The following is a 19,690-nucleotide window of genomic DNA, read 5'->3' on the forward strand; positions in this document are numbered from 1 at the left end:
TCGCCTCGGCCGGCTCGCTCAGGAGGGGAGGCCGCGCCCCTCGAACCAGTAGAGCAGGTGCGGGTCGGACGTGCGGAGTTCGCTCATGGTCACCGGCTCGGTGCGGATCTCCTCGTCGAGCTCGAGCACGCCGGCGATCGCGTCCAGTGAGCGGTCGTCCCAGAAGGTCCCGCGCATGCGGAACAGGCAGCGTCCGTGATCGTCGACGATGAACAGCTGCTGCACGGTCTCGAGCGTGTCGCCCCGGTACGTCTCCAGCCGGAGCACGCGGGCCATCTCGCGGCGCGCGACGCTGTTGATGCGGCCCAGGAACCCGCGCTCGACGACGCCGTGCGGGCTCACGACGACCTCGGCCCGCTGGTATCCGATGTACGCGGCGGCGCCGAGCACGAAGAGGACGACGATCGCGGCCGTGGTGAAGCCCATGGCCGCCGCGCCGAGCGGCGAGACGAGCCAGAGCACGGTCAGCACGACGGGCAGCAGGAGGGCGAGCACCGGGAGCCCGACGGACCGGGTCAAGGAGCGTCGGGGTCTCAGGGTGAGCACCCTGAGACCCCTGCCCCCTGCCTGGCCGGTGCGGGAGTCCCCTGCGTCCCCGTATCCCGTTCTCACCGTTGCCACTGACATCGGAACCATGATGTGCCGACGGTCCGGATGCCGCTATTCGGCATTAAGGGGGACTTGCGCTCTGCGCGTCGGGCGTACTCACCCGAGGATGGGCAGCACCGCCGCGCAGAAGTCGTCGGTGCGGCCCGTCGACTCCTTCACGAGCCCGAGGAAGGCGATGAACTCGTCATCTGACGGGTCGTCCGGAGTGCCGCCGTGGTCGATGAGGACCTCGTACCTGACCTGACCCGGGTTTCGCGCGATCGCCGTCCCCGATTCGTCGTAGACCGTCGCGTTCCCCGTCGAGAGCACGAGGATGGTCATCGTGCCGTCGCCGTGGTCCGTGATCTTCAGATCCCGCTCATAGCCGCGCACGATCTCGGTGACCGTGTCACCCGCTTCGTTCGTGTATCGGACGTCGACGCTGAAGTTCCCGCCCCAGTACGGCGCCGTGCCGGGCTTCCGCGTATTGAACAGGACATGAACCTCGCGGGTGAGTTCGACGTCGACACTGACACCGGCGCCGCAGAAGTCCTCGTCGGTGAACGATTCCTCCTCCACGAAGCGCAGGTTCTCGAGCGGGCGCGCCGAAGCGGGCGCGGCGGCGAGGACCGACGTCGCGAGCGCGGCGGCGGAGACGGCGGCGATCAGGCCGCGACGGTGGATCGGGCTGGATGCTGACACGGGTTCCCCTCCTCGGGCGCGCGACGCAGGTCGTGCGTCGTCGCGCAGCGGAGTCCGGGCTGGGCGAATCATCCCGCGTTCGGGCGTCTGCGGCGACGCCCGTTCGGGGGTGGAAACGGCAGGATCCCCGGTGCGGGACCGGGGGCTCGGACCGATTCGCATCGGCGGAGGATGGGGGACCCCGTCGGTCGGGCTCCGCCCTCCCTCCTCCTCGAATCGCAGCGTCCATGAAGCAGATGAGCGCCACACCCTTCGGGCGCGGCGCTCATCTGCTCGGCGGAGGATGGGGGATTCGAACCCCCGAGGGCTTTCACCCAACACGCTTTCCAAGCGTGCGCCATAGGCCACTAGGCGAATCCTCCTGGGACCCCTCACGCACCCGCCAGAGCCCGGTTACCCTTGCTGCGTTTCCGCCCTGGGGGAGTTGGCCTGGATGGCGCCACGTGAGGAGCCTCGGACAGTCTACCCGAGCGAGCGGGCGCTTCGAACCGCGAGGTACTCGTCGAACGCCTCGCGGCTCGTCCGCTCGGGCGAGTAGCCGAGCACGCGCTTCAGGCGGGTGTTGTCGAGCACCGGCCGGTAGCGCAGGAATCCGACGCGCTCCGGCCCGTGGACGGTCAGGCGCAGGGCGCGCCCGACGCGCAGCACCGCGGTGAGGAGCTTCGGCGACACGGTCACGGTCGACTTGCCCAGGGCGTCCGCGATCTCGGTCACGGTCACGCGGCCGTCGCCGGCGACGTTGAACGCGCCCGTGACGTCGCCCGTCGCGCCGTGCACGATGGCGCCGACCACGTCGTCCACCCAGACGAACACGAACGGGCTGTCGGAACCGGCGATGCGGAGGATGCGCGGCGCCTCCCACAGCGCCGTGATCTGGTTCGCGACGCTCGGGCCGAGGATCGTGCCGATGCGGAGCACGACCTGACCGAGTCCGGGGTGGCGCGCGCGGTAGTCGGCGAGCATCTCCTCGACGAGCCGCTTGTGGCGCGAGTAGCTGAACTCGTCGTTGCCGCGGATGGGGTCGTCCTCGGTGAGCCACTCGGGGTTGTCGGCGTGGTACCCGTAGGCGGCACCGGACGAGGACACCACGATGCGCGTGACGCCGCCCGCGACGGCGGCCTCGAGCACGTTGCGCGTGCCCTCGACGTCGACGCGGTACTCGACCTCCTCGCTGAGCCCGCCGGGGTTCACGATCGCGGCGAGGTGCACGATCGTGTCGATCGCGTGCCGCTCCACGACGGCGGCGACGGCCGCGGCATCCGTCACGTCGCACGCCTCGACGACGACGCCCTCGGGCACGGATGCCGCGGGCCGGCGCACGTCGCCCGAGACGACGAGCTCGACGTCCGGGTCCCGGGCCAGGGCGCGGACCGCGTTCGAGCCGAGGAACCCGCTGCCCCCGGTGACGAGGATGCGGCGGCTCACGACGCCGCCCCGCTCGTGGTCGAGGGGCCGGAGGCGGCATCCGCGTCGCCGTCGGCCGGGGCGTCCGCATCACCGTCGGCCGCGGCATCCGCTCGCCTCGTGCGTCGCGCCCAGACGGTCGCGAGCGCGAGCCCGGCGATGATGTCCCAGATGCCCCACCAGCCGGCGACGATCGCCATGCCGCCGATCCCGCCGAAGAACGAGAACACGAGGCCGAGGCCGAGGCCCGCGTTCCGGATGCCGACCTCGAACGTGATCGCCTTGCGGTCGCGCACGCCGAGGCCGCCGATCCGCGCGCTCGCGTAGCCGAGGCCGAGCGCGATCGCGTCGTGCAGGAACACGGCGAGGAGGACCACGCCGATGTACGCCATGAAGATCGCCCAGTTGCCGACGAGCGCGGCGACGATGAAGCCCACGAGCGCGAGCAGGCTGATCCAGCGCGCGTAGGGCTGCACGCGCGCCGCGAAGCGCGGCCAGATCGCGCGGATGACGAAGCCCGCGATGAACGGCAGCCCGATGATGAGGAAGATGTCGAGCAGCATCTGCCAGCCGTCGAGGCTGACGGCCTGCACGAGCTCCGACGCCTTGGGGTGGGTGCTGCCCCAGAACGCGATGCTGAGCGGCAGCACGAAGATGTAGATCACGTTCGCGACGGCGGTCATCGACACCGACAGCGCGACGTTGCCGCGAGCGCGGTAGGTCAGCACCTGCGAGATGTTGCCGGGCGGGCAGGCCGCGACGAGCAGCATGCCGAGCGCGACCGAGGCCTGCACGTCGAGGAGGAGCGTGAGCCCGAACGTGACCGCGGGCAGGAGGATGACCTGCGCGAGGAGCGCGATGACCATCGCCTTCGGCGCGCGCGCGACGGCGCGGAAGTCGTCGGGCGAGGTGTCGAGCGCGATGCCGAACATGATGAAGCCGAGCACGACGTTCAGGGCGATCATCGAGCCGGGCGCGAAGTTGAGGACGACGTCGTCGATGTTCATGCGCGGGTGTCCGCCTTCCGGGTGTCGGTCGCGGTGTCGCCTGCCGAGGCGGGCGCCGGCCCGGCGGACGCCACGGGGTGGCCGGATGCCGCGGGCACGACGGATGCCGCGGGCGCGGGCAGCGTCCGCAGCACGCGCTTGACCGTACGCCGGTACGCGTCCTTGTTCACGTAGTACGACATGCGATCGAGCCCGAGGTAGCGGTACCCGCCCGTGAGGTCGGGCCACGGCTTCGCGGCCGTCGCCCGGAAGCGGGACGCGGCATCCGGCTCGTCTCGCGCGGCCGCGAGGTAGGCGGCGATCAGCTCGGCCTGCTCGTAGCGACCCTGCCATCCGATGCCGGAGGCCTCGATCATGCCGAGCACGAACAGGCCGTTGAAGCTCGGCGGGAAGACGTTGAGGTAGAGCTCGGGTGCCGCGGCCGTCCAGTTCAGGTGCGCCCGGTCGACGAAGGGGTAGTCGAGCCGGTAGCCCGTCGCGAGCATGACGAGGTCGTAGTCGGCGGCGCTGCCGTCGGCGAAGTGCACGGTCGACCCGTCGAACCGGTCGATGTCGGCGACCACGCGTAGGTCGCCCTGGCCGAGGTGGTTCAGGATCAGCGTGTTCACGATCGGGTGCGACTCGTAGATCCGGTAGTCGGGCTTCGGGAAGCCGAACCGCACGGGGTCGCCCGTGAACGACTTGAGCACGCGCGTGTCGACGAACTGCTTGATGCGCGCGGGCAGCGGGCGGCCCTGGTTGAGGGTGTCGGCCGGCCGGCCGAACAGGTAGCGGGGCACGAAGTAGTAGCCGCGGCGCACCGACAGGTCGACGGATGCCGCGTGGTGGACCGCGTCGACGGCGATGTCGCACCCCGAGTTGCCGGCGCCGATGATGAGGACGCGCTTGCCCTCGAGCACCTTCGGGCTCTTGTATGCGCTCGTGTGCATGAGCTCGCCCGCGAACTCGCCGCGGAAGGTCGGCACGTTGGGCTCGGCGAGCGTGCCGTTGGCGAGGATGACGGCCGGGTGCTCGGTCGTGGTGCTCGTGCCGTCCGCGGCCACGGCGGTCACGCGCCATCCGCTCGCCCCGGTCGCATCGCCGTCGATCGCCTCGACCGCCGTGACCCTGGTGTCGAACCGGTAGTGCTCGCACAGGCCGAACGCGTCGGCGTAGTCGCGGAAGTAGCGGTGCAGCTCGCGATGCCCGGGGTAGTCGGCGGTCGAGCGCATCGGGAACTCGGCGAACTCGGTCGTCGTGCGCGACGAGATGAGGTGCGCCGACTCGTACATCGTCGAGCGCGGGTTGTCGATGTTCCAGAGGCCGCCCACGTCGGGGCCGGCCTCGAAGCCGATGAAGGGGATGCCGGCGCGGCTGAGCGCGCGGGCACCGGCGAGACCGGATGGGCCCGCTCCGATGAGGGCGATGGGGTTCACGGGTGGTTCCTGCTGCGTGGGCGACGTCGTCGGGGCCGACGCCGCGTCGGGTGCGAACAGCATAAGCGAACGGCGCTCGGGTTCCGGAACCGGGGTGCGCCCCTGCGCAGCCCGAACGGCGCTCGATAGGCTGGCCGGGTGGCGCACAGCATCTACATCTGCTCCGCCGAGGGGAACACCGGCAAGTCGACGGTGGCGCTCGGGACGCTGGACACGCTGAGCCGACGCGCGACCCGGGTGGGGGTCTTCCGCCCCATCGCCCGGTCGACCGAGGAGCGCGACTACGTGCTCGAGCTGCTGCTCGCGCACGAGGGCGTCATCGACCTGGGCTACGACGAGGCGATCGGCGTCACCTACGAGGACGTGCACGGCGACCCCGAGGCCGCGCTCGGCACGATCGTCCGCCGGTTCAAGGCCGTCGAGGCGCGGTGCGACGTGGTCGTCGTGATCGGGTCCGACTACACGGATGTCGGCAGCCCGACCGAGCTCGCCTTCAACGCGCGCATCGCGGCGAACCTCGGTGCACCGGTCCTCCTCGTCGTCGGCGGGCGCGTGACGCAGGGCCGCGGCGCGAGCGAACGCCTCGGCTATACGGACGCACGGACGCCCGACGAGCTCGCGCAGATCACCGAGCTCGCGGTCGAGGAGCTCGAGCGCGAGCACGCCGCGCTGCTCGGCGTCGTCGCGAACCGGGCCGACCCCGATCGGCTCGACGCGATCGTCGACGCCGTGCGGTCGGCCTCCAGCGGCGCGAACGCGGCCGGCGGGCCCGAAGCATCCGTCTCGGTCTGGGCGATCCCGGAGGACCAGTACCTCGTCGCGCCGTCCATGCGCTCGATCATGAAGGCGGTCGACGGCACCCTGTACGCGGGCGATCCCGAGCTGCTCGAGCGCGAGGCGCTCGGCGTCGTGGTCGCTGCGATGTCGATGGAGAACGTGCTCGCGTGGCTCACCGAGGGTGCCGTCGTCGTCGTGCCGGGAGACCGCAGCGAGGTGCTCCTCGGAGTGCTCACCGCGCACTCCTCGGCGACGTTCCCGTCGATCGCGGGCATCGTGCTGAACGGCGGGTTCCCGATCTCCGAGACCGTGGAGCGACTGATCGAGGGCCTGAAGTCGGGCCTGCCGATCATCCGCACCCAGCTCAGCAGCTACGACACCGCGCTCGCGATCACGCAGACCCGCGGCAAGCTCGCCGCCGAGTCGCAGCGCAAGCGCGACACCGCGCTCGCCCTCTTCGAGAAGCACGTCGACGAGGCCGAACTGCTCGACCGGCTCGACGTGGCGCGCACCGACGTCGTCACGCCGCTCATGTTCGAGTACGAGCTGCTCGCGCGCGCGCGCGACGTGCGCAAGCACATCGTGCTGCCCGAGGGATACGACGACCGGATCCTCCGTGCGGCCGCGACGCTCCTGGCGCGCGACGTCGCCGACCTCACGATCCTCGGCGAGGAGATCGAGATCCGCTCGCGCGCGATCGGCCTCGGCCTCGACCTCTCCAAGGCGACCGTGCTCTCCAACCACGACCACGTGCTCGTGTACCGGTTCGCCGACGAGTACCAGCGCCGCCGTGCGCACAAGGGCGTCACGCTCGAGCAGGCGCGCGACACCGTGCAGGACGTCTCGTACTTCGGCACGATGATGGTCGAGCTCGGCCTCGCCGACGGCATGGTCTCCGGCGCGATGCACACGACGGCGCACACCATCCGCCCCGCCTTCGAGATCATCAAGACGAAGCCCGACGTGAACGTCGTCTCGAGCGTGTTCCTCATGGCGCTCGCCGACCGGGTGCTCGTCTACGGCGACTGCGCGGTCGTGCCCGACCCGACCGCCGAGCAGCTCGCCGACATCGCGATCTCGTCGGCGAAGACGGCCGAGCAGTTCGGCATCGAGCCGCGCGTCGCGATGCTGTCGTACTCGACCGGCGAGTCCGGTTCGGGGGCGGATGTCGACAAGGTTCGGCGGGCGACCGAACTCGTGCGCGAGCGCGCGCCGGAGTTGCCCGTCGAAGGGCCGATCCAGTACGACGCCGCGGCCGACGCCGCGGTGGCGCGCACCAAGCTGCCGGGCTCGTCGGTCGCCGGGCGTGCGACGGTGTTCGTCTTCCCCGACCTCAACACGGGGAACAACACCTACAAGGCGGTGCAGCGCTCTGCCGGCGCCGTGGCGATCGGGCCGGTGCTGCAGGGCCTCAAGAAGCCCGTCAACGACCTCTCGCGCGGCGCGCTCGTGCAGGACATCGTGAACACGGTCGCGATCACCGCCATCCAGGCGGCGTCGTGAGCGTCGTCCTCGTCATCAACTCCGGTTCGTCGTCCCTCAAGTACCAGCTCGTCGACGTCGAGGCGGGCGAGCCGCTCGCGTCTGGCCTCGTCGAGCGCATCGGCGCCGGCGCCGGTCGAGCCACCCACACGGATGCTGCGGGCGACACCTTCCGCGAAGAGGCGACGATCGCCGACCACCACGCGGCCTTCGCGTGGATGCTTCAGGCGTTCGCCGCGCACGGCCCGTCCCTCGACGAGCACCCGCCCGTCGCCGTCGGCCACCGCGTCGTGCAGGGCGGCGCCCGGTTCTTCGAGCCGACGATCATCACCGAGCTCGTGAAGATCAACATCGACGAGCTGTCGGTGCTCGCGCCGCTGCACAACCCTGCGAACCTCGCGGGCATCGTCGCGGCCGAGCGCGCGTTCCCGTCGGTTCCGCACGTCGCCGTGTTCGACACGGCGTTCCACCAGACGATGCCGCCCGAGGCGTACCTCTACGCGCTCGACCGCGACCTCGCCGAGAAGCACCGGATCCGCCGGTACGGGTTCCACGGCACCTCGCACCGGTACGTCTCGCGTGCGGCGGCGGCGTTCCTCGGCCGGCCCGTCGAGGAGCTGAAGCTCATCGTGCTGCATCTCGGCAATGGCGCCTCGGCCTGTGCGGTCGACGGCGGGCGTTCGGTCGAGACCAGTATGGGGATGACCCCGCTCGAGGGCCTGGCGATGGGCACGCGCTCAGGCGACCTCGACCCGGCCGTCGTGCTGCACCTGCAGCGTCGCGTCGGGCTCCGCGTCGACGAGGTCGACGACCTGCTGAACAAGCGCAGCGGCATGCTCGGCCTCGGCGGGCACGGCGACATGCGCGACCTGACGGAGGCCGCGGCATCCGGCGACGAACGGGCGCGGATCGCGCTCGAGGTGTACGCGCACCGCGTGCGCGCGTACGTCGGCGCCTATGCGGCGCAGCTCGGCCGGGTCGACGCGATCGTGTTCACCGCGGGCGTGGGGGAGAACGCGGCCGACGTGCGCGCCATGTCACTCGCCGGGCTCGAGGGCTTCGGCGTCGAGGTGGATGCCGCGCGCAACGCGGAACGCTCGGGGGAGGCGCGGCGGATCTCGACCGACGGGTCCCGCACGGCCGTGCTCGTAGTGCCCACGAACGAGGAACTGGAGATCGCCCGGCAGACGCTCGCCGCCATCTGAACCGACGCCGCATCGATTCTGCAAGAAATGTTGTGCAAGAACTCTTGTAGAGTTACGATCGTCGCGTGAGCGAACACGGAAAGTCCATCGACCTGCGCGATTCGGGGGCCATGCGCGCCATGGCGCACCCGCTGCGGCTGCGCATCCTCGGCCTGCTGCGCATGCAGGGGCCGCACTCGGTCGGCATGCTCGCCGAGGCGACCGGCGCGGCGTCGGGGTCGATCAGCTACCACCTCTCGACCCTCGCGAAGTACGGCTTCGTCGAGCCCGCACCGGAGCACGAGCGCGACGGGCGTGAGCGCTGGTGGCGCTCCGCCCACGAGATGACGAGCCTGAGCGCGGAGAGCTACCTCGACGACCCCGACCGCCGCGAGGCCGCCGAGGCGATGCGTCGCACCGTCATCGACTCCTACCACCGCGAACTGCTCGCCGCGCTCGACGCCGAGCTCGACCTCGAGCCCGAGTGGATCGCGGCATCCGACTCGAGCGACGGCGGCGCGCAGCTCACGCTCGACGAGTTCCGCGAACTCACCGCCGACCTCGCGGCCGTGCGCGAGAAGTGGTGGGCAGTGGGCCGTGAGCCGCGCCCCGGCACGCGTGCGGTGCGCTGGATCACGCACACCTTCCCGCGGAGTGGGCAATGAGCGCGGATGCGGAGGCCCGGGTCGACGATCGCTCGACGTCCGAAGGCGGCCCCGCGAGCGAGACGGCCGCGCCGCATCTCGAGGAGCCGCAGCCGCAGCTGCCGCCGCGCCGCCGCCTGCCGATCCTCGCGAACCTCGCCGCCGCGCTGTTCTCCCGGGGCGGCAACGCGATCGCCCTCGTCGCGCTGCCGATCATCGCCCTCCAGCAGACCGGCTCGCCGCTCGCCGCGGGCGTGGTCGGCGTGTTCGCGACCGTGCCGCTCGTCATCGGCGGGGCGCTCGGCGGCGTGCTCGTCGACCGCTTCGGCTACCGGGCGTCGAGCATCGTCGCCGATCTCGCGAGCGCGGCCACGGTGTTCGCGATCCCGTTGCTGCACGCAACTGTGGGACTGCCGTTCGGCGCCCTGCTCGCCCTCGTCTTCCTCGGCGGCCTCCTCGACCCGCCCGGAGACACCGCGAAGACGTCGCTGACGCCTGACCTGGCCGCGCTCGCGCGCTGGCCCATCGAACGTGCGGCGGGCGCGCAGTCCGCGGTCGAGCGCACCGCGATCATGCTCGGCGCGGCGACCGCGGGCGGCCTCGTCGCCCTGCTCGGCCCCATGGCCGCGCTGCTCGTCGACGCCGGCGGGTTCGTCGTGTCCGCACTCCTCGTCGCGTTCTTCATCCCGCGCCACGACGCCCGGCCCGTCGCCGGGCCCGGCCCGGGCGCTGCCGACGCGGATGCCGCGCAGGGTCGGGTCGAACTCGTGCCCGGTGGGCGCGGCGGCTTCGTCGAGGGGCTCCGCTTCGTGGCATCCTCACCCCTGCTGCGCTCGATCGTGCTGCTCGTCACGCTCACGAACGCGATCGACGCCGCGGGCATGATGGTGCTGAAGCCCCTCTACGCGACCGAGGTGCTGGGCGACCCGGCCCAGCTGGGCTTCATGGTCGGATGCTTCGCCGGCGGCGCCCTGACCGGGTCGATCGTGTTCGGGTCCGTCGGGCACCGGTTCTCGGGGCGGCTGCTGTTCGCGGCCTGCTTCATGGTCGCCGGCACCGTGCCGTACCTGACCATGGCGCTCGGTGCTGCCTCGGCGGTGCTGCTGCCGGTGCTCGCCCTCTCGGGATTCGCCGCCGGCGCCATCAACCCGATGATCTCGACCGCGATGTACGGGCTGATCCCCGACGGCATGCGGGCCAGGGTCTTCGGCGTGACGACGGCCGGCGTGACCGCCACGATGCCGCTCGGCGCCGTCCTCGGCGGCCTCGCGGCCGAGCAGCTCGGCCTCGCGCCGACGGTCACGGCGTGCGCCGTGATCTACCTCGTGCTCGCGTCGTCGCCGCTGTATCTGAAGTCGTTCCGCGGCCTGCGGACGGTCGGGTGAGGGCTTGCCGGCCCGGGGTAGCGGATGCCGCGGGCGGGATGGTCCGCCGGGCCGAACGGGGGCGGGGCCGAGCCGGCTGCCGGACCTGCGTTTCTGGGCTCAGTGCACGAGCCGCGCGCAGTCGATGCAGCGCGTCGCCGTCGGACGCGCCTCGAGGCGCGCGACCGTGATCTTCTCTCCGCAGCGCTCGCAGACGCCGTAGGTGCCGTCGTCGATGCGCGCGAGCGCCTGGTCGATGTCGGTGAGCTCGTGCTCGACGTCGTGCAGCACCGCCGTCCGCTGCGACCACTCCTGACTCATGGTCGGCCCGTCGGGGTCGTGCTCGTCGTCGACCGACGTGTCGGATCTCGCCTCGCGCACCGCCGTGATCCCCTCGCTCTGCTCGGCGAGTCGTTCCTCGGCCTCTCGCCGCTCTGCGAGCAGGAGCTCCCGGAACCGCTCGAGCTGCGCGGGCGTGCTGACCCCCGTCGTCACGTGACCACCTCCGTCGTCGTGCACCGGGCGGGGTCGGATGCCGCGTCCGCGCCGGTGCGGTCCACCGATCCTATGCCGTGCCGCCCACTTCGCGGCCGGGTCCTACGGCCCGGTGTGCCGCCGTCGGGCACCGCCGGCGATCGTGCGCCGCCCCTCCGGATCGGCGGCGGACGTGTCGGAGGGCGCGACTACCATTGACGCGTGGTCACCGCCCTCTATCGCCGCTACCGGCCCGAGACGTTCGCCGAGATGATCGGCCAGTCCCAGGTCACCGAGCCGCTCATGACGGCGCTGCGCACCGATCGGGTGAACCACGCGTACCTCTTCTCCGGCCCGCGCGGCTGTGGCAAGACGACGTCGGCGCGCATCCTCGCGCGCTGCCTGAACTGCGCCGAGGGGCCGACCGACACTCCGTGCGGCGTCTGCCCGAGCTGCGTGGAGCTGTCGCGCGCGGGCGGCGGGTCGCTCGACGTGGTCGAGATCGACGCGGCATCCCACAACGGCGTCGACGACGCCCGCGACCTGCGCGAGCGTGCGGTGTTCGCACCGGCTCGCGACCGCTACAAGATCTTCATCCTCGACGAGGCCCACATGGTCACGCCGCAGGGGTTCAACGCGCTCCTGAAGCTCGTCGAGGAGCCGCCCGAGCACGTGAAGTTCATCTTCGCAACCACCGAGCCCGACAAGGTGCTCGGCACCATCCGCTCGCGCACGCATCACTATCCCTTCCGGCTCGTGCCGCCCGCGCCGATGCTCGACTACGTGCAGAAGCTCTGCGACGAGGAGGGGGTGCAGGTCGAACCGGGCGTGCTCTCGCTCGTCGTCCGCGCCGGCGGCGGCTCGCCGCGAGACACGCTCTCGCTGCTCGACCAGCTCATCGCGGGTTCCGAGGGATCGACCGTCGGCTACGAGCGCGCGGTCGCGCTGCTCGGCTACACGCACGGCGCCCTGCTCGACGACGTCGTCGAGGCGATCGGAGCCGCCGATGCGGCGCGTGCGTTCGCCGCCGCCGATCGCGTGATGCAGACCGGACAGGATCCGCGTCGCTTCGTGGAGGACCTGCTCGAGCGGCTGCGCGACCTCATCGTCGTCGCCGCGACGACGCCCGAGGCGGCGGCCGCCGTGCTCCGGGGCGTCCCGGCCGACGAGCTCGCGCACATGGCGACCCAGGCATCCGTCTTCGGCTCGGCTGAGCTCTCGCGCGTGGCCGACCTCGTCAACCAGACCCTGACCGAGATGACCGGCGCGACCTCCCCGCGCCTGCATCTCGAGCTCATGCTCGCCCGTGTGCTCGTGCCGTCGAGCGACGAGACCGAACGCGGCGCGCTCGCCCGAGTCGAGCGGCTCGAGCGCCGGGTCGGGGTGACGGATGCCGCGGGCGGCGGTTCCGCGCCTGCTCCCGCCGCGCCCGCGCCCGTCCCGGCTGCGACGCCTGCGCCTGCCTCGGCGACGCCTGCACCGGCGACTGCAACGTCCGCGGAGAAGCCGCCGGCACCGGAGCGTTCCGCAGCCTCGGCGCCGCCGAAGTGGGAGACGCCGAGTACCGGGCCCGTCACGAGCGCCGGGCCCGCTTCGCCCGCCGGCTCCGCCGCGACCACCGCCGCGGCGCCAGCTGCGCCCGCGCCGCTCGCCCCCGCCGAGCCGGCGGCCCCCACCGTGCCGGTGCGCCCTGTCGGCCCGGTGACCGTCGAGCAGATGCGCGACGCCTGGCCCGAGGTGCTCTCGTCGCTCCAGCGCACCAAGCGCAGCGCGTGGATGGTCGCGTTCACCGCGCAGGTTCTGGAGTACCGCGACGACGACGTGCTGGTGCTCGGATTCCCGAGCGAATCCGACATGGGCAACTTCCGCTCCGGGCCTCCCGGGCAGAGCGTCGGCGACCTGCTCCGAGCCGCGATCGCCGAGGTCCTCGGCGTGCGGGTGAAGTTCCTCGCGCGCGTCGTGTCCGCCGGCGGTGGAGCGGACCGCGGCCCCGCGACGCCCGGCGCCGGCTCGTCGCCCGCGCGTGACGGCGGCAAGGCCCCGGCTGCTCCCGCGCCCGCCGCGTCGGCCGCCGCGACCCGTGCCGAGGCGCCGGCGTCCGCCTCCTCGTCCCCATCGGGCGCGTCCGCGTCGAGCACGCGATCGACCGGCAGGCCGGCCGACGCGACGGCGGTCACCTCGAGCGGCCCGGTCGACTCGTGGGCGACCGTCGCCATCCCGACCTCGGACCCGACGGCACCGGCATCCGACTCGGCGACCGCCGAGGCATCCGCCCCCGCCGCTCGATCGGCCACGCGCACCGCCGTCGCAGAACGGCCCGCGCCCGCGCCCGCCGGGCCGGCCCCGGTGCAGGCCGCCGCCGACGACGTGCCGCCGCGGGACGACGTGCCGCCGCCCCTCGACGATGCCGACGCGCCGCCGCTCGAACCGGAGCCCGATTACGCGCCCGGCCCCGGCCCCGACATGCACGCCGGCCCGGCACCCGCCGCACCTGCCCGAGGCGGCGCGCGGAAGCCGGCATCCCGCCCAGCCCAGGGCGCGACCGCCGGCGCCGCCCCGGCGATCCAGCGCTACGGCGAGGCCGTCGTGCGCGACCTGCTCGGCGCGACCTTCCTCGAAGAGGTCGAGGCGCCGCAGGCCCGATTCGGCGAGCGGGGGTAGCGCGTGTACGAGGGCATCGTCCAGGAGCTCATCGACGAACTCGGTCGCCTCCCCGGCATCGGGCCGAAGTCGGCGCAACGCATCGCGTTCCACATCGTGCAGACCGAGCAGTTCGACGTCTCACGGCTCGCCGAGATCCTCATCGAGGTGCGCGACAAGGTGAAGTTCTGCGAGATCTGCGGCAACGTCGCCGAGCAGTCGACCTGCTCGATCTGCCGCGACCCGCGCCGCGACCCCAGCCTCATCTGCGTCGTCGAAGAGGCGAAGGACGTCGTCGCCATCGAACGCACGCGCGAGTTCCGCGGCCTCTACCACGTGCTCGGCGGCGCGATCAGCCCGATCGACGGCATCGGCCCCGACGAGCTGCGCATCCGCCAGCTCATGCAGCGGCTCGCCGACGGCACCGTCTCCGAGGTCATCATCGCGACCGACCCCAACCTCGAGGGCGAAGCCACCGCGACCTACCTCAGCCGCCTGCTCACGACCCTCGAGATCCGCGTCACCCGTCTCGCCTCCGGCCTCCCGGTCGGCGGCGACCTGGAGTACGCCGACGAGGTCACCCTCGGTCGCGCCTTCGAGGGCCGCCGCGTCGTCGGCTGAGCGCCGGCCGCGGCCGGCGCTTGCCGATGAGCCCGGCGACTGGGCCCTCGACTGGCACGTCGAGCTCGAGACATCCGGATTCGCGATCGTGCGGGGCCGCACCGACTACCCCGGCCGCGCCGACGACGTCATCAACCCGTGGGTGATCCGCTTCGACGCGGACGGACGCGCGACCGAGTTCACGGAGTGGTACCTGCGGCGCCCGCGCCCACCTGATCCGCCGCAGGCTTCGCGCGTGCTGGTCGGCATCGACCTGTCCTCCACAGGCGCCGGGGTTCGTGTCTTCTTCACAGGCATTTTCCCAGTTCACGGCCCGATTTCTGAGGCGAGCGGATGTCGGTGGGTCGTGGTGTGATCGAGACATGTCCTCCCCGGCCGCGTTCATCGACGAGCTGGCCGCCCGACTGCAGGGCGAGTCCAGCGGCACCTCGGTGTTCCGCGCGCTCGGCGATGACGAGGTGGTCGCGCTGCAGCGGTCGATCGCAGCGCTCTCGCGCGAGGTGACCCGCTGGTCGGCGCTCTGCGCGGCCGAGGTCGCACACCGGTCGCGGCCGGCCGCCGGGCTGCAGGGGCTCGCGCAACGGCAGGGGCATGCCAGCGCGCAGGCGATGATCCGCTCCGAGACCGGTGGTACCACGCACGACGCCAGGCGCCTCGCGAGAGTCGGCGAGATGCTCGCCGAGACGGCCGCCGTCGACGAGGTCGCCCGAGATCGCAAGGTCGCCCGCGGCACGGCGGCGATGACCGCGGCGGATGCTCCGTGGTTCGCCGCGCTCGCCGAGGCGTTCGAGCGACGCATCCTCTCCTTCGGTCTCGTCGAGGCGATCCGCGCAGGGCTCGGCGAACCGAATGAGCGGGTCTCGGGCGAGGTGCTGGCGGGCGCGCTTCCGGCACTCATCGACGAGTGCCGCACGTTGAGCGCCGACCAGGCGCGCCGTGCGGCTCGCGCCCTGCGCGACCGACTCGACGTCACGGGAGTGGCCGAGTCCCACGAAGCCCGACGGCGAAGCCAGTTCTGGCGGCTCTGGGTGAAAGAAGACGGCATGGTGCGGGGCGAGTTCGAGCTCGAACCCGAGGGCGGCATGCTCGTGAAGTCCGTCTTCGACCAGCTCACGCACCCGCGTCGTGTCGGCGACCGCTCCGCGAACGCGGCTCGAGGTCGTCGCTTCGGCGACCCGGTCGTGCGCGACGAGCGGTTCGACGGCGACCTCGCCACACGGGGCAGGGCGGCGGCCGAAGGGCTCGTGCAGCTCCTCCGCGCCGGTGCGAGCGTCGATCCGGATCGGCTGCTCGACGAGCGTCGACCGTCGGTTCGGCTGGTGGTCAACGCCCGCTCGCTCGAACACGGCGGTTCCGGTGCGATCGAGGGCCACGAGCACGCGGTTCCACTCACGGCCATCGCACGCGGTCTCTGCGAGGGGTATCTTCCGCTGCGCTTCGACGACGACGGGAAGTGCCTCGACCTCGGTCGGGAGGAACGCCTCTTCACACGCGCGCAGAAGATCGCGTTGGCGGTACGAGACGGCGGGTGCATGGATCCCGATTGCGATCGGCCGCCGTCATGGACCGAAGCGCACCACATCGACCACTGGCAGCGTGACGATGGCAGAACCGATCTGGCCGACGGCATCCTGCTCTGCCGCGGCGATCACCTGAGGTACCACAACCAGGGCTGGGAGGTCCGACGCGAGGGCGGCAGGTACTGGCTCATCCCGCCGCCGTTCGTGGACCCCGAGCAACGCCCCCGCGAGATGCGACCGAAGACCCGCGCCGACATCGTGAACCCGGTCGAACTCGACGGCGTCCCCGTGCGAGAGAGACCGCGGGCGCCCACGGATGATCCCCCGATCGGATCCGCCGCATGATTGCGCGGTGGATCGTCGCATGTCGTACGTCCCTCATCCCACCGCGCGCTGGAACCCGGTTGATGACCTGCCGGAACCCGGTTGACGACCTGACAGCACGCCAGTAGAACGGAGCCCATGAGCGCAGGAACCGACTGGGTCGCCGGGTACGTCCGGGCATGGGAGTCCAACGACGCCGACGACATCGCCGCCCTCTTCACCGACGACGCGATCTACGAGTTCAGCCCCGACGACCCCGACGCGCTCCGCGGCCGCGAGGCGATCATCGCCGGATGGCTCGACTCGCGCGACGAGCCCGGCGACTGGCACTTCGACTGGGAGGTCCTGACCGAGACCGACGACCTCGTCGTCGTGCAGGGCCGCACCGACTACCCGGCCGCCAAGCTCTACGACAACCTCTGGGTCATCCGCCTGGCGCCCGACGGCCGTGCGACGCGCTTCACCGAGTGGTACATGGAGCGCGACCGCTGACCGTGCGCCGGGGCGCGGCGCCGCGCGGCGCCGACGTGATGACGCGCGCCCGCGGCATCCGTCGCCGATGCCGCCCGCCGTCACATGGCCGGGCGCGTATGCGTGCCGCCGTATGATGGACCTTCCGGCGCCGGGTGAACGTTTCCCCGGCCCAGACACCCCCCGGGAGCGCCCACGTGAGCTTGATCGTGCAGAAATACGGCGGATCGTCCGTTGCCGACGCGGAGAGCATCAAGCGGGTCGCGAAGCGCATCGTCGAGACCCGCCGGGCCGGCAACGACGTCGTCGTCGCCGTCTCCGCGATGGGCGACACGACCGACGAGCTCATGGACCTCGCCAACGAGGTCACCCCGATCCAGGCCCCGCGCGAGCTCGACATGCTCCTCTCCTCGGGCGAGCGCATCTCGATGGCGCTCCTCGCCATGGCCATCAAGAGCCTCGGCCACGACGCCCGCTCGTTCACCGGCAGCCAAGCCGGCATGATCACGGATGCCACGCACGGCGCCGCACGCATCGTCGAGGTCACCCCGGTGCGCCTCCGCGAAGCACTCGACGAGGGCGCCGTCGTCATCGTCGCCGGCTTCCAGGGCTTCAGCCGCGAGTCGCGCGACATCACGACCCTCGGCCGCGGCGGCAGCGACACCACGGCAGTCGCGCTCGCCGCCGCCCTCGACGCCGACGTGTGCGAGATCTACACCGACGTCGACGGGGTCTTCACGTCCGACCCGCGCGTCGTGAAGAAGGCGCACAAGCTCGACCGCATCACGAGCGAGGAGATGCTCGAGCTCGCCGGCTCCGGCGCCAAGGTGCTGCACATCCGCGCCGTCGAGTACGCGCGCCGCCACGGTGTCACGCTGCACGTGCGCTCGTCGTTCAACAACAGCGAGGGGACGATCGTCTACGACCCCGAGCGTCTTCCCGAAGGAGAAGCTGTGGAAGAGTCCGTCATCGCCGGTGTCGCGGTCGACCTGTCCCAGGTGAAGATCACCGTCGTGGGCGTCCCCGACGTTCCGGGCGCCGCGGCCAAGATCTTCAAGATCGTCGCCGGCACGAACGCCAACGTCGACATGATCGTGCAGAACGTCTCGGCGGCCGCGACCGGCCGCACCGACATCTCGTTCACGGTGCCGAAGTCCGACGGCGAGAAGGCGCTCAAGGCGCTCTCCGGCGTGCAGGAGGCGCTCGGCTTCCAGTCGCTGCAGTACGACGACCAGATCGGCAAGCTCTCGCTCGTCGGCGCCGCGATGCGCTCGGCGGCGGGCATCTCGGCGAAGCTGTTCGAGGCGCTCTACGAGGCGGGCATCAACATCGAGATGATCTCGACCTCCGAGATCCGCATCTCGGTCGTCACGCGCGCCGACAGCGTCAACGCCGCCGCCCGCGCGGTGCACACGGCGTTCGACCTCGACGGCGACGACGACGCGGTCGTCTACGCCGGAACCGGTCGCTGACCCGTCGAAGCGAGCGGATGCCGCGACGCGGCGCGCCACGCGGCATCCGTCGACCGACTGCCGGATCGCCGCGGATCACTGCCAATGCCGGACGATCGGCCGACTCGGGTCCTGCGCACCGCCGGACCTCCTGAATACTTGATGGATGCCACGAGAGGAAGCACCATGGCACACGGAGTGAACATCGGCGTCGTCGGCGCCACCGGACAGGTCGGCGCGGTCGTGCGCCGCCTCCTCGAGGAGCGCGACTTCCCGGTCGCCTCGATCCGCTACTTCGCCTCGGCGCGGTCGGCGGGCACGACGCTGCCCTTCAAGGGCGAGGAGATCCTCGTCGAGGACGCCTCGACCGCCGACCCCACTGGCCTCGACATCGCGATCTTCTCCGCCGGCGCCACGCTCTCGAAGGCGCAGGCGCCGCGCTTCGCGGCGGCCGGCGTCATGGTCATCGACAACTCGAGCGGCTGGCGCATGGACCCCGAGGTTCCGCTCGTCGTCAGCGAGGTAAACCCGCACGCCATCGACGAGGCGAAGAAGGGCATCATCGCGAACCCGAACTGCACCACCATGGCCGCGATGCCGGTGCTCAAGGTGCTGCACGACGAGGCCGGCCTCGAGCGGCTCATGGTCTCGACGTACCAGGCGGTCTCGGGCGCGGGCCTCGCCGGCGGCGAGGAGCTGCTCGAGCAGGCGAAGGCCGCGGTCGCCCAGGACGCGATCGGCCTCGTGCACGACGGCGGCGCCGTGACGATGCCCGAGCCGCAGAAGTTCCCGCGGCCCATCGCGTTCGACGTGATCCCGCTCGCCGGCTCGATCGTCGACGACGGCGACCTCGAGACCGACGAAGAGAAGAAGCTCCGCAACGAGAGCCGCAAGATCCTCGAGCTGCCCGGCCTCCGCGTCGCGGGCACGTGCGTGCGCGTGCCGGTCTTCACCGGCCACTCGCTCTCGATCCACGCCGAGTTCGCGAACGCGATCACGCCCGAGCGCGCGACCGAGCTGCTGGCGGATGCCCCGGGCGTCGCGCTCAGCGACATCCCCACGCCGCTGCAGGCCGCCGGAACCGACCCGAGCTACGTCGGCCGCATCCGCCAGGACCAGTCGGCGCCCGAGGGCAAGGGCCTCGTGCTCTTCGTCTCGAACGACAACCTGCGCAAGGGCGCCGCGCTGAATGCGGTGCAGATCGCGGAGCTCGTCGCGGCGAAGTCGCTCGCGTCGGTCTGACCAGACCCGCTTCCGAGACCCGGCCGTCCCGACGACGGCCGGGTCTCGTCGTATCCGGGCGGACGGCGCGCGGGCGCCAGCCCGGGGGCCCGGGTGCGATCGGCCGCGACCGCGAACGAATCCGACGCACGGCGAACGGCGCGCCGCTCCGGGCGGGCCGCTGCGAGCGCGCCGACCGCGCGGCCGAGCGTCGCGGAGAGGTCGTGGGTTCTTCCTCTCCGTGCTGGGCGGCGATCCGCAGAAGCCGGGCCGCGCCATCCTGCTGCTGTGGCTCGGCGCCGCCTCGCTCACGATCGGACTCCTCACCGCCGGTGTCGGGATCATCGCGGGCGGCGTTCGGGCCCTCTGATCTCGCGACCGGCCGCCGGGAGGGAACGGCT

The 19,690-nt window shown here is 71.9% G+C and carries 18 protein-coding genes, 1 tRNA gene and 1 other RNA gene; 12 read left to right on the forward strand and 8 right to left on the reverse strand.

The window, feature by feature from the left end; translation table 11 throughout:
• Positions 1-18 precede the first annotated feature (18 nt).
• The 7 genes from ACQ393_RS02830 to ACQ393_RS02860 form a co-directional block, all read right to left on the reverse strand.
• Positions 19-519 carry a hypothetical protein gene (locus ACQ393_RS02830; RefSeq protein ID WP_430645301.1) on the reverse strand — a complete coding sequence of 167 codons (501 nt, stop codon included), beginning with the start codon at positions 517-519 and terminating at the stop codon, positions 19-21.
• Positions 520-705: 186 nt separating this feature from the next.
• On the reverse strand, positions 706-1,290 hold the full coding sequence (locus tag ACQ393_RS02835; RefSeq protein WP_430645302.1) for a hypothetical protein: 585 nt from the start codon (positions 1,288-1,290) through the stop codon (positions 706-708).
• 277 nt (positions 1,291-1,567) lie between these two features.
• Positions 1,568-1,652, reverse strand: a tRNA-Ser gene (locus ACQ393_RS02840).
• An RNA gene (ffs, locus tag ACQ393_RS02845) (signal recognition particle sRNA small type) lies at positions 1,650-1,746 on the reverse strand. Before ffs ends, ACQ393_RS02840 begins: the two co-directional genes overlap by 3 nt.
• 6 nt (positions 1,747-1,752) lie before the next feature.
• Positions 1,753-2,715: an NAD-dependent epimerase/dehydratase family protein gene (locus tag ACQ393_RS02850; protein ID WP_430645303.1), complete on the reverse strand. Its 963-nt coding sequence runs from the start codon at positions 2,713-2,715 to the stop codon at positions 1,753-1,755.
• Positions 2,712-3,701 carry a bile acid:sodium symporter family protein gene (locus ACQ393_RS02855; RefSeq protein WP_430645304.1) on the reverse strand — a complete coding sequence of 330 codons (990 nt, stop codon included), beginning with the start codon at positions 3,699-3,701 and terminating at the stop codon, positions 2,712-2,714. The genes ACQ393_RS02850 and ACQ393_RS02855 overlap by 4 nt, the downstream gene beginning before the upstream one ends.
• A complete protein-coding gene (locus tag ACQ393_RS02860) occupies positions 3,698-5,116 on the reverse strand; it encodes a flavin-containing monooxygenase (RefSeq protein WP_430645305.1) in 1,419 nt (472 codons plus the stop codon). The genes ACQ393_RS02855 and ACQ393_RS02860 overlap by 4 nt, the downstream gene beginning before the upstream one ends.
• Positions 5,117-5,254: 138 nt before the next feature.
• Between ACQ393_RS02860 and pta the strand changes: the two genes are divergently transcribed.
• The 4 genes from pta (at position 5,255) to ACQ393_RS02880 (ending at position 10,588) form a co-directional block, all read left to right on the forward strand.
• The gene (gene pta / locus ACQ393_RS02865) at positions 5,255-7,396 is read left to right on the forward strand and encodes a phosphate acetyltransferase (RefSeq protein WP_430645306.1); all 2,142 of its coding nucleotides are present in this window, start codon (positions 5,255-5,257) and stop codon (positions 7,394-7,396) included.
• Positions 7,393-8,580, forward strand: a complete 1,188-nt coding sequence (locus tag ACQ393_RS02870) for an acetate/propionate family kinase (RefSeq protein WP_430645307.1) — start codon at positions 7,393-7,395, stop codon at positions 8,578-8,580. The genes pta and ACQ393_RS02870 overlap by 4 nt, the downstream gene beginning before the upstream one ends.
• Positions 8,581-8,645: 65 nt before the next feature.
• Positions 8,646-9,224, forward strand: coding sequence for an ArsR/SmtB family transcription factor (locus tag ACQ393_RS02875; RefSeq protein ID WP_430645308.1), 579 nt, complete (start codon positions 8,646-8,648; stop codon positions 9,222-9,224).
• A complete protein-coding gene (locus tag ACQ393_RS02880) occupies positions 9,221-10,588 on the forward strand; it encodes an MFS transporter (RefSeq protein ID WP_430645309.1) in 1,368 nt (455 codons plus the stop codon). Before ACQ393_RS02875 ends, ACQ393_RS02880 begins: the two co-directional genes overlap by 4 nt.
• Before the next feature lie 99 nt (positions 10,589-10,687).
• On the opposite strand, the gene ACQ393_RS02885 is transcribed toward ACQ393_RS02880, so the two are convergent.
• Positions 10,688-11,062, reverse strand: a complete 375-nt coding sequence (locus tag ACQ393_RS02885; RefSeq protein WP_430645310.1) for a TraR/DksA family transcriptional regulator — start codon at positions 11,060-11,062, stop codon at positions 10,688-10,690.
• Between the two features lie 201 nt (positions 11,063-11,263).
• Between ACQ393_RS02885 and ACQ393_RS02890 the strand changes: the two genes are divergently transcribed.
• The 8 genes from ACQ393_RS02890 (at position 11,264) to ACQ393_RS02925 (ending at position 19,659) form a co-directional block, all read left to right on the forward strand.
• Positions 11,264-13,702 (forward strand): DNA polymerase III subunit gamma and tau, encoded by a 2,439-nt coding sequence (locus ACQ393_RS02890; RefSeq protein ID WP_430645311.1) that lies wholly within the window; start codon positions 11,264-11,266, stop codon positions 13,700-13,702.
• Between the two features lie 3 nt (positions 13,703-13,705).
• Entirely contained in the window at positions 13,706-14,302 is a 597-nt protein-coding gene (gene recR, locus ACQ393_RS02895; RefSeq protein ID WP_328289218.1) for a recombination mediator RecR, read from the forward strand.
• Between the two features lie 88 nt (positions 14,303-14,390).
• Positions 14,391-14,657, forward strand: a complete 267-nt coding sequence (locus tag ACQ393_RS02900; RefSeq protein WP_430645312.1) for a hypothetical protein — start codon at positions 14,391-14,393, stop codon at positions 14,655-14,657.
• A 7-nt stretch (positions 14,658-14,664) separates the two neighbouring features.
• A complete protein-coding gene (locus ACQ393_RS02905; RefSeq protein WP_430645313.1) occupies positions 14,665-16,167 on the forward strand; it encodes a DUF222 domain-containing protein in 1,503 nt (500 codons plus the stop codon).
• 117 nt (positions 16,168-16,284) lie between these two features.
• On the forward strand, positions 16,285-16,638 hold the full coding sequence (locus ACQ393_RS02910) for a nuclear transport factor 2 family protein (protein ID WP_430645314.1): 354 nt from the start codon (positions 16,285-16,287) through the stop codon (positions 16,636-16,638).
• Between the two features lie 176 nt (positions 16,639-16,814).
• Positions 16,815-18,089 (forward strand): aspartate kinase, encoded by a 1,275-nt coding sequence (locus ACQ393_RS02915; RefSeq protein ID WP_430645315.1) that lies wholly within the window; start codon positions 16,815-16,817, stop codon positions 18,087-18,089.
• Positions 18,090-18,254: 165 nt separating this feature from the next.
• Positions 18,255-19,310, forward strand: a complete 1,056-nt coding sequence (locus ACQ393_RS02920) for an aspartate-semialdehyde dehydrogenase (RefSeq protein WP_430645316.1) — start codon at positions 18,255-18,257, stop codon at positions 19,308-19,310.
• A 220-nt stretch (positions 19,311-19,530) separates the two neighbouring features.
• The gene (locus ACQ393_RS02925; RefSeq protein WP_430645317.1) at positions 19,531-19,659 is read left to right on the forward strand and encodes a hypothetical protein; all 129 of its coding nucleotides are present in this window, start codon (positions 19,531-19,533) and stop codon (positions 19,657-19,659) included.
• Positions 19,660-19,690 lie beyond the last annotated feature (31 nt).

Source organism: Agromyces sp. GXS1127 (assembly GCF_050565425.1).
Lineage (GTDB): Bacteria > Actinomycetota > Actinomycetes > Actinomycetales > Microbacteriaceae > Agromyces.

Excerpts from the sequence above, each read along its gene's own strand:
- ACQ393_RS02855 (WP_430645304.1), bottom strand. The coding sequence starts at position 3,701 with ATGAACATCGACGACGTCGTCCTCAACTTCGCGCCCGGCTCGATGATC.
- ACQ393_RS02880 (WP_430645309.1), top strand. The coding sequence starts at position 9,221 with ATGAGCGCGGATGCGGAGGCCCGGGTCGACGATCGCTCGACGTCCGAA.
- ACQ393_RS02905 (WP_430645313.1), top strand. The coding sequence starts at position 14,665 with ATGTCCTCCCCGGCCGCGTTCATCGACGAGCTGGCCGCCCGACTGCAG.
- ACQ393_RS02910 (WP_430645314.1), top strand. The coding sequence starts at position 16,285 with ATGAGCGCAGGAACCGACTGGGTCGCCGGGTACGTCCGGGCATGGGAG.
- ACQ393_RS02920 (WP_430645316.1), top strand. The coding sequence starts at position 18,255 with ATGGCACACGGAGTGAACATCGGCGTCGTCGGCGCCACCGGACAGGTC.